General features: G+C 75.2%; 7 protein-coding genes. 5 read left to right on the plus strand and 2 right to left on the minus strand.

Annotation, left to right across the window (positions count from 1 at the left end):
* Positions 1-4: 4 nt before the first annotated feature.
* From HII36_RS35780 to rbsK, 4 genes are read left to right on the plus strand one after another with little or no spacing between them, the layout of a single operon-like run.
* Positions 5-964: an ADP-ribosylglycohydrolase family protein gene (locus HII36_RS35780; RefSeq protein WP_173527743.1), complete on the plus strand. Its 960-nt coding sequence runs from the start codon at positions 5-7 to the stop codon at positions 962-964.
* Entirely contained in the window at positions 961-2,100 is a 1,140-nt protein-coding gene (locus tag HII36_RS35785) for an ADP-ribosylglycohydrolase family protein (RefSeq protein WP_173527744.1), read from the plus strand. Before HII36_RS35780 ends, HII36_RS35785 begins: the two co-directional genes overlap by 4 nt.
* Positions 2,097-3,428: an ADP-ribosylglycohydrolase family protein gene (locus HII36_RS35790; RefSeq protein WP_173527745.1), complete on the plus strand. Its 1,332-nt coding sequence runs from the start codon at positions 2,097-2,099 to the stop codon at positions 3,426-3,428. Before HII36_RS35785 ends, HII36_RS35790 begins: the two co-directional genes overlap by 4 nt.
* Positions 3,425-4,309, plus strand: coding sequence for a ribokinase (gene rbsK / locus HII36_RS35795; protein WP_173527746.1), 885 nt, complete (start codon positions 3,425-3,427; stop codon positions 4,307-4,309). The genes HII36_RS35790 and rbsK overlap by 4 nt, the downstream gene beginning before the upstream one ends.
* Here the strand turns inward: rbsK and HII36_RS35800 are convergent.
* Complete coding sequence (locus tag HII36_RS35800) at positions 4,298-8,695, minus strand: NACHT domain-containing protein (RefSeq protein ID WP_173527747.1); 4,398 nt, start codon at positions 8,693-8,695, stop codon at positions 4,298-4,300. The two genes, rbsK and HII36_RS35800, sit on opposite strands and share 12 nt — an antisense overlap.
* A 165-nt stretch (positions 8,696-8,860) precedes the next feature.
* On the opposite strand from HII36_RS35800, the gene HII36_RS35805 reads away from it, so the two are divergent.
* Positions 8,861-9,082, plus strand: a complete 222-nt coding sequence (locus HII36_RS35805; RefSeq protein ID WP_173527748.1) for a hypothetical protein — start codon at positions 8,861-8,863, stop codon at positions 9,080-9,082.
* An 84-nt stretch (positions 9,083-9,166) separates the two neighbouring features.
* On the opposite strand, the gene HII36_RS35810 is transcribed toward HII36_RS35805, so the two are convergent.
* Positions 9,167-9,630: SRPBCC family protein (locus HII36_RS35810; RefSeq protein ID WP_236004204.1), on the minus strand; the 464-nt coding region annotated here is incomplete at its 5' end.

A 9,630-nucleotide genomic window follows, 5' to 3' on the forward strand; every position in this document is an offset into this window, starting at 1 on the left:
CCACATGTCGGGGGAGAGAATCAGGGGCGCCTTCGTGGGCCTGGCCGTCGGTGACGCCGTCGGCTGGCCCGCGAGCCGGCACCGCGCCGCGCTGCACGCGCCCTGGAGCCGGCGGCTGCACCGCGAGCTCGACGCGTTCGCCGAGGAGCACCGCGTCACCACGCTGCCCGTGCCGTTCGCGCTGAACCAGCCGGTCGCGCCGCTGGCCGTGGGGCCGTCGGACGACGCGGAATGGCTGGCCTGGACGCTGCTCACGATCGACCGGCCGCGGGCCGAGGCGTTCAGGGAGCTCACGGACGTGCGGGCGCGGATCTCGGTGGCCACCGCGCTGGACAACCTGGCCAAGGGCGTGGAACCACCCGCGTCCGGACACGACAATCCACATCATTTCGACGACGCCGCGGCCGTCAGGGCCGTCGCGTTCGGCGCCCTGGGGCGGGACCCGAGCGCGGACGCCCAGGTGACGAACGCCGGCGACGGGCTGCTCGGCGCCCAGGCGATGGCCGCGGCCGTGGCCGAGGCGGTCACGACCGGCTCGGTCACCGCGGCGGTGCGGGCGGCGCTCGACGTGCTGCCGGCCGGCACCGCCATCGGGCACAACGCGCGCCAGGCGCTGAAAGCCGCACGCGCGGCCGGCGACCCGTTCGGCGCGGTGCCCGCGCTGGACGCCGCACTGCTCGACCACGTCTACAGCTACGGCGTGGGCGCCGCGCAGACCGTGCCGGTCGCGCTGGCGCTGGCCGAGGTGTCGGGCGGCGACCTGAGCCGGGCCGTGCCCGCCGCCGCCTGCCTGGCCCCGCTGGCCGACTCCGCGCCCGCGCTGACCGGCGCCTTGACGGGGGCCTGCGGGGGATACGGCGCGATCCCGGAGGGGTGGATCGCGCCGGCCCGCAGGCTGGCCGGTTGCTGCCTGCCTGACCTGGCGGGCAAGGATCTCATCGAACTCTTGGAGGGGACGGCATGACGCCGCTTGAGTACAAGGCCACCGGGTGCGTGGCGGGGGCGGCGGTCGGTGACGCGCTGGGCGGCGCCACCGAGGGCTGGACCCCTGAACAGATCGTGACCAGGTACGGCGGCCGGGTGGAGGGCATCGTGCCGCCGTACAACGAGGACTGGCGCAACGCCCGGCCCATCGCCCCGTACCACAAGGGCGACGGCCACATCACCGACGACACCCTGATGACGCACGCGCTGATCCGCGTCTACCAGAAGGTCGGCGGCCACCTGGGCGCCTACGACATGGCCGACCACTTCGTGCCCGAGCTCATGGGGGAGCGGCAGTGGATCCCCGAGCTGGAGGCCGAGGCGCTGCCGCTGCAGCGGATCTTCCTGGCCGAGAAGTGGATCGTGGCCAGGCTGCACTACGGCCACGCCGACCCGCGTGAGGCCGGCGTCGGCAACATCGTCAACTGCGGCGCGGCCATGTACGTGGCCCCGGTCGGCATCGTCAACGCCGCCGACCCCGACGCCGCCTACGCCGAGGCCATCGACCTGACCGGCGCGCACCAGTCGAGCTACGGGCGCGAGGCGGCCGGCGTCATGGCGGCGGCGGTGGCCGAGGCCATGCGCCCGGGCGCCACCGTCGACTCCGTCATCGCCGCCTGCCTGCGCCTGGCCAAGGACGGCACCAGGGCCGCCATCGAGGCGGTGTGCGAGGCCGCGAGCGGGCTCGGGCACTGGGAAGGCTCGTTCGAGCAGCTGCGCGCGGCCGTGCGGCCCTTCGACACGGTCGCCGACACCTACCGCGACCAGGGCCTGGGCGCGCGCCGGCCGAGCCGGGTGCACGCGATCGAGGAACTGCCGCTGGCGCTCGGGTTCCTGGTGGTGGCCAAGGGTGACTTCCGCGACACCGTGCTCGGCGGCGTGAACTACGGCCGCGACGCCGACTCGATCGCGTCCATGGGCGGGGCCATCGCGGGCGCGCTCGGCGGGCTGTCCGCGGTGCCCGGCGACTGGGTGTCGCGGATCGGCACCGCGAGCCGTACCGACCTGGTGGCTCCCGGGCTGGCCATCGCCGAGGTGGCGCGCCGCGTGCATGACGACGACCTGGCCAGGCGGCGGGCGCACGAGTCCGCCTTCGCCGAGCTCGACCGCGCATGATCAGGCTCACCTGGGTGCAGCCCGAGGACCTGGTGGGGCACGAGCTCCGCCAGGCCGCCGAGGACGGCAGGGACGTCACCGAGATCACCGCGCGCTGGCACGCGGCGGGCGGCCACGACGCGCCGCCCAGGGCCGGGGCCTCAGAGCCGGGCGCCGCCCGGCTCAGGCCGCTGGCCGAGACGCTGCTCGACGAGCTGGCCGCCATCCCGTCGCCGCTGCCCGAGCCGTCCGACCTGGCCGGCATCATCGCGGCCACCCCGGCCTGGCCCGCCGGGCGGACCAGGGAGAAGCGGGTCGACCCGAGCCGCGTGCACGGCGCCTGGCTCGGCCGGGCCGCCGGGTGCGTGCTGGGCAAGCCGGTCGAGAAGATCCCCAGGGCCGGGATCAGGGAGATCGCCCAGGCCACCGGCAACTGGCCCATCGAGGGCTGGTTCACCGCCCGCGGCCTGCCCGCCGAGGTCGCGGAACGCTGGCCGTGGAACCGGCGCAGCGCGGTCAACTCGCTGGCCGAGAACATCGACGGCATCCCCGAGGACGACGACCTCAACTACCCGCTGCTGGCCCTGTCGCTGCTGGAGCGGCACGGCCGCGGCTTCGGCACCGAGGACGTCGCCAAGCTCTGGCTGGACGAGCTGCCCGCCGGCCGCACGTTCACCGCCGAGCGGATCGCCTACCGCAACCTGCTCGACGGCCTCGAACCCCCGCACACCGCCACCTTCCGGAACCCGTTCCGCGAGTGGATCGGCGCGATGATCCGCACCGACGTGTACGGCTGGGTCAACCCCGGCGACCCGGCCACCGCGGCCGAGTGCGCCTGGCGCGACGCCCGGCTCACCCACACCGCCAACGGGATCTACGGGGCCATGTTCGCCGCCGCGATGTGCGCCGCGTCGCTGGTCGCCGGGTCGGTGACGGAGGTCGTCGAGGCCGGGCTGTCGGTGCTGCCGCCCGGGTCGCGGCTGCACGAGGCGGTGCGCCTGGCCGTCGCCGACGCCACCCGAGAGCCGGACTTCGAGCGCGTGCTCGACCTGCTGCACGAACGCCACGGCGGCCTGCACTGGGTGCACACGATCAACAACGCCGCCCTCGTGGCGGCCGCCCTGGTCCACGGCCAGGGGGACGTCACCCGCTCCATCGCCGGCGCGGTGGCCGCGGGCTGGGACACCGACTCGGCCGGGGCCACCGTGGGCTCGATCGCCGGGGCGCTCAACGGGGGCGTGCCCGAGCGATGGCTCATGCGCGACAGCCTGGCCAGCAGCCTGACCGGGTTCGACGGGGTGGGTCTTGACGAACTGGCGCGGCGTACCCAGGAGATGATGGCGTCATGATCTCGGTCTTCGGCAGTGCGAACATGGATCTCGTCGCGTACGTCTCTGAGGCCCCCAAGCGGGGCGAAACCGTCACCGGGCACCGGTTCCGCACCGTGCCCGGCGGCAAGGGCGCCAACCAGGCCATCGCCGCCGCCCGCGCGGGCGCCGAGGTGGCCTTCCTGGGCGCGGTCGGCGACGACGGGTTCGGCACGCAACTGCGCACCACGCTGACCGAATCCGGGGTGGACGTGCGCGGCCTGCGCCAGGTCCCCGGGCCGAGCGGCATCGCGCACATCGTGGTCGACGACGCCGGCGGCAACTCGATCATCGTCGTGCCCGGCGCGAACGGCACGGTCACCGGGCCGACCGGCGACGACCTGGCCGCGATCGCCGCGTCGCGGGCGCTGCTGCTGCAGCTCGAACTGCCCATGGCGGCGGTCGTCGCCGCCGCGCAGGCCGCGCACGTGGCCGGCGTCCAGGTCGTGCTCACGCCGGCCCCGGCCCGCCCGCTGCCCGCCGAACTGCTCGAAGCGGTCACGCTCCTCCTGCCCAACGAGCACGAGGCGGCCGCCATCACCGGCCGCGACGACCCGGACGCGGCACTCGACGCGCTGCTGGAACAGGTGGACGAGGCCGTGATCACCCTCGGCTCCGCGGGCGCGCTGTACGGCTCGCGTACGGGCGAGCGGCTGCGGGTGCCCGCGGTGGAGGTCAAGGCCGTCGACACCACGGCGGCCGGCGACACGTTCGCCGGCGCGCTGGCGGTGGCCAGGATCGAGGGCCGCGCCCCGGCCGACGCGCTGCGCTTCGCCGCCGCCGCGGCGGCGCTGTCGGTGCAGCGCGAGGGGGCCAGCACCTCGATGCCGGCCCGCGCCGAGATCGAGGCGTCACTCGCCTGACCCGACGACACCGGCGCCGGTGCCGTTGCCGGCGGGGATGGGCTGCAGCCCCGGCGCCTCGCCGCGCAGCCGGTCGACGAGCTGCCAGGCCAGCGTCGGGTCCCCGGCCAGCAGCGCGCGGGCCGTGGACAGCCGGTCCACCAGGTGCGGCCGGTCCCGGCACGCCTCCAGCCACTGCCGGGCCACCGCGTCACCGTCGGCGAAGATCCGCAGCAGGGTCGCGCAGTAGTACAGGTACGCCCGCGTCTGCGCGACCAGCGCCCGGCAGGCCTCCTCGGTCGTGACGGGGCCGGCGCCGGCCAGCTTCTCCAGGCCGTCGGCCGTGCCGCCGGCGTCGGCGTGCGCGGCCAGCCACATGGTCAGGCCCGCCGCCTCCGACGTGGCCACGGCCGCGATCGTGCGCAACTGGGCGCCGAGCACCGTGGCCAGGTCCTGCCTGATCAGCTCGGCGGCCAGGTCGGGCAGCCGGGTCAGGCCCAGCGACGACCGGGCGGCGGCCAGGTCGTCCACGCGTCTGAGCAGGTCGCGCGGCAGCCCGCCGGACAACGCATGACACAGCCACACGAACCGGTCGGGCAGCGGCACGCCCCGCTGCTGCAGCAACAGCGCCGACTCCGCCACGTTCAGCGGCCGGACCGCGAAGATCTTGTCGAAGGCGCTGTCGAAGGTGTTGCGCACGGCCAGCGACCGCCGCTCGAACGTGAGCAGCGCGTCGTCCGACAGCGCCACCATGAAGTAGCAGCCGGGCACGCCGAAGACGGCCTTCAGGTCGTTGAGGAACCGCTCGGCGTCCTCGGCGGTGCCGATCTTGTCCAGTTCGTCGATGCCGATGATGACCCGGCCGCCCGCGGCCCGGCGCTCCAGCGCGATCAGGTCGAGCAGCTCGCGGAAGTCGGCGACGAGCTGGGGGTAGGTGCGGGCGGCCTCCGTCCGCTGCTCGGCCATCGCGCTGCCCGCGGTGAGGCTGCCGCCGGGCACGGTGAGCCTGCCGTCGCGCGTCCTGGTGAGCGCCCGCCGCCAGCGCAGCGTACGCAGATGCGCGGCGGCCACCTGCTCCACGCCGACGCCCGGCTCCGCGCGCCTGAGCCGGCCGGTGCGCGCCGCGCCCACCAGGCCCCCGGCCAGGACCACCGCGCCCGCCGCGATCACCAGCGTGGCCGGCGCGGCCAGCGCGGCCGACACCATCGACCCCAGCGACGGGCCGATCGCCTGCCAGGCCGCCCCGCCCACCACCGCCGCCAGCCCGGTCACGGTGGCCGCCAGCGGCAGCAGGCCGGCCATCCGCCTGCGCAGCGGCCGCCGTCCTGGCTCCTCCGGGGACTGGTCGCCGACCACCCGCTCGCAGACCCTGGCGAACAGGTGGATGAGGAACTCCTGCCGGTCGTAGGCCGTCGGGGCCTGTTCGAGCAGGCGCAGATCCTCTCCAGGCGAGCCGAAGTACGGCGTGCACCACCGCCGCAGCAGCGTGCTCTTGCCCGCGCCCCTGGTGCCGCTGATCCCGATGCTCGCGCTGACCCGGTGCTTGAACAGCTCCTGCAGCTCGGTGTTCACCCGGGTGTCGACGAGCTGGTCGAGCCTGCTGACGTCGCCGAGCTGGGCCCGGTCGATGTCGGGCAGCACGTCGTCGTCGGCGTTGCGCACCGGGTCGAGCCTGCGGCGCAGCAGCGGCATCAGGCCGTCGCGGGCGGCGGTCTCGATCCAGTCGCGCCGCGCCTGCTCGGCCGCGGTACGCAGGCGGCGCGCGCCCGGCGGCGTCATCTCCCAGTCCTTCGGGTTGTTCGAGGACAGGGCGACGTACAAGGCCCGGTGCGGACGCGTGAGCAGCCACGCCGCCAGCAGCAGCGGCCAGGCGATGCCCATGACGATGATCGCGTTGACCAGCGTGGTCCCGGCGACGGGGACGAGCGCGCCCGTCGCGGTCCCGTGCACGACCACCAGGGCGGGAGTGGTGGCGACGGCCGCCGCGAGGCTCACCGCGGCGACCGTGTACGCCACCGGCAGGCTCCACGGGCTGGGCGTGAACCGCCGCTCACCGCGCCTGCCCGACCGGTGGGCCAGCGCGCGCACCGCCTCCGCCTGCGCCAGCGGCAGCGCTGAGGCCAGCACCAGGAACATCAGGAAGCTCCGGGTCGAATACCCCCACAGCAGTCCCGCCGCCCACAGGGCGCAGACGGGCAGCAACCAGACGGCGAACCCGTACAGCCGCCCCGGCCTGGCCCACAGCGGCGGCTCGGCGGCCTGCCGCAGCCGGTCGAGCGCCTGGCGGTAGCGGCCGAAGTGCTCGGCGCCCGCGTCGCCGACCGCGGCCAGGCTCGTGGCCAGCACCTCCATGGCCACCTCGCGCAGCGCCCGCCGCCGCTCGCCGTCCTGATCGAGGCCGATGCGGGCGCGCATCTCGGGCAGGAAGAGCGTCTCGTCCACGATCTCGCCGTGCACCCGGCGGTCGCCGAGCGGCGCGTCCCGCGCCGCCGCCCGCGCCTCACGGCTCCTGGCCAGGTGCGTGGCCTGCAGCCGGTCCTGGAACTGCGGATGCCTGAACTGGTACGACGCGCCGACCCGGCGGAGCACGTCGGCCCGGTACAGGTCGTCCAGAAAGGCCATCAGACGGAACGGCAGCCGCCCGCGGACGGCGAGGATCACCCGGGCCACGTGGTAGGCCGTGCTCCTGCCGACCGAGGCCCGCAGCACCCCCACGACCAGCGCGCCGAGCAGCGGCGCCGACCAGTCGCCCGTGGCCCAGGCCACCGGGACGGCGAGCAGCCCGGCCGCGACCGCGTCCGCGCTCGCGGCCAGCAACGTCATCCGCTCGTCCGCGCGCAGCGAGCCACGCGGCGTCTCGACGGGATGCTGCCGCTGCGAGACGAGCAGGCAGTCGAGCAGCGCCCACGCCAGCGCCCACGGGACGGCGAACGCCGCGCCCGCCGCGCTCAGCCCCCCGATGGCCGCGCGATCCTGGAAGAACCCCTGGGCCGCGCCGCACAGCGCGCCCGCGGGCACCAGCGTGGCCACGCGGACGACCGTCCGCCTGGCCAGCGCGGCCGGATCGAGCGGCCGGCGCGAGGTGAGGCGCGGCACGTTCCACTGCGCGAGGACGAGAGTGATCAGGACGGCGAGGATCCACAGCCCGGGCGAGCCGAACGCGGCCAGCACGGTGACCGCCACCACGCCCGCCAGCCGGGGGACGGCCTGCATCCAGCCGCCGAACGCCGCCCCGGCCAGCCCCCACCAGTTCAGCCCGACGGCATGGGTCGCGCTCAGCTTGCCGGCCAGGAACTCCAGCCACCTGCGGGCGTGCCCGGGACGCCACGGGACGGCCGGGGCGTCCGGCCGCGGCGGGAGGAGATCGACGAGCAGGTTGTCGAGCAGGTGCTCGGCGATGGCGGTCGAGCTGGGGAAACGCGCGGTGTCGAGCAGCTCGCCGGGATCGCGGCCCGGTTCGAGATAGGTGTCACGCAGCAGCCGCAGCGTCAGGGGGTTGTCCAGGGCCTGCGCGAGCGGGCCCTGCGGCTGGGCGCGCAGGTTCTCCAGCAGCGGCGCCCAGCCCGCCGCGTCGGACGCCGACAGCTCCCGAGACGCCCAGTTCGGCGTGTCGGACGGCGACAGCTCCCGAGGCGCCCAGTTCGGCGACAGCTCCCGAGGCGACCGGTCCGGCGCGTCGGGCGGCGACAGCGCCCGCTCGACGTAGGCGGCGGCGTCCTCGGCGGAGATCGGCAGGACCTCGACCACGGCGAAGTGCGCCAGGTTGAGCTGCTCGGGTTCGATCTCGCCGCTGCGGCAGGTGATGACGACCGGGTCGGACGGGTCGAGCGAGACGCTGAGCGCCTGCACGGCGACACTGCGCAGGGCCGGATCCAGCTCGTCCAGCCCGTCGAGCATCGGCAGGACACGTTTGTGCGCCACCAGGTCGCCGGCCTCGACGGCGACCGCCGGATACAGCTCGCCGAGCTGCCTGGCCAGCCAGTTCTGCGGCGACTCGGTGAGCGGGTCCCAGCTCGCGGCGGGCAGCAGCACCGGGACGCGGTCGTCGGGGCCGCGCCTTTCCAGCAGGTGGACCAGCAGGGACGTGGCGAGCGTGCTCTTGCCTGAGCCGGGACCGCCGGTGATCAGCAGCCGTCCTCTGGGCAGCGACAGGAAGGCGTCGAGCAGGACGTCGTCCTGGGCCCGGACGCCCTCCCCCTGGGCCGCCTCCTGGGCCGCGTCGTCGGGCGCGGAGCGCGGCACCCGCCAGCGGACGGCCGGCTCGCCGTCCCACCGCGGGGCCCGGCTCGCCTGCCTCCAGTGCGCGTGGACGGCAGCGGCCAGGGTGTCCAGCGCCTGGTCCAGCTCGTACCCGGTGGGCCGGCCGGCGGTGCCGAAGAGCGCGGAGAGGGGGTTCGCGATGCGCACGCCGCCATCGTCGCCGCCCGATCCGCAGCCTGGCATCGGCTGTGTCCGAATCGTCATCGGCGGCGCGGGGGTGCGGGCGGCGGCGGTGGCGTTCGCAGGGGCGTGTGTGGCGGCGTTCGCGGTGGTCGGCGGGTTCAGATGGTGTGCCAGGGGCAGGTGGGGGCTATGAGCGAGAACGCCGACCAGTTGCCGGAGTCGACGGGCATGGGCGGGGAGAACGACGTGGTCGCGGAGCGGTCCGGGGCGGACACCCCGAAGGCGCGCCGGCCCGTCCCCGCCGATCCGCCCGAGGCCCAGAAGGAGCCGGAGCCCGAGCCGGAGGAGGAGCAGGACCACGCCGGGGACGAGATCCGCCCGGACATCGGGCCCACCGGCTACTCGGGATAGCGTCCCGGTCGTGCACTGGCTATTCGGGGTAGCCGCCTCGGCCGTGCACCGGCTATTCGGGGTAGCGGCCCCAGCCGGGCACCGTCACGTCTCGCAGCGGCGCTTGAGGCTTTCCGCCTCGGTGCGGACGTACGCGCGCGTTCGCCCGGCGGTGAACAGGGCGAGCAGCGGGGAGAGCAGCCCAGACTGCTCGATGCTGAGCGTCACCGTCGTGTCGCCGTCCAGGACGTGACCCGCCGTGATACGCACGCCGCCGGTGGTCGCCGCCCAGGTGAACGACCGGTACGGGGTCAGCTCGGTGACCGTCCAGACCAGCGGCGGGATCTTCGGCTGTTTGATGCGCACCCGGGCGCCCACCGCGAGCGGCCCGCCGTCGAGCGGCCGCACCTCGGTCATCGTGGGGGTGAACTCCGGCCACGCCGCCACGTCGGTCATGACCTGCCAGACCCGTTGCGCGGGCGCGTCGACGTGCACGCCGGTCTCGAAACGCATGAGCCCCTCCATGGTGTCCACCACGAACTCTAGGGACGGGGTGCGGCGGGGTCGCG

It is taken from the genome of Nonomuraea antri (assembly GCF_013283785.1).
Taxonomy (GTDB): domain Bacteria; phylum Actinomycetota; class Actinomycetes; order Streptosporangiales; family Streptosporangiaceae; genus Nonomuraea; species Nonomuraea antri.

Bases quoted from the DNA above. Each gene is read 5' to 3' on its own strand.
- HII36_RS35780 (WP_173527743.1), top strand. From the start codon at position 5: ATGTCGGGGGAGAGAATCAGGGGCGCCTTCGTGGGCCTGGCCGTCGGT.
- HII36_RS35785 (WP_173527744.1), top strand. From the start codon at position 961: ATGACGCCGCTTGAGTACAAGGCCACCGGGTGCGTGGCGGGGGCGGCG.
- HII36_RS35805 (WP_173527748.1), top strand. From the start codon at position 8,861: ATGAGCGAGAACGCCGACCAGTTGCCGGAGTCGACGGGCATGGGCGGG.
- rbsK (WP_173527746.1), top strand. From the start codon at position 3,425: ATGATCTCGGTCTTCGGCAGTGCGAACATGGATCTCGTCGCGTACGTC.
- HII36_RS35790 (WP_173527745.1), top strand. From the start codon at position 2,097: ATGATCAGGCTCACCTGGGTGCAGCCCGAGGACCTGGTGGGGCACGAG.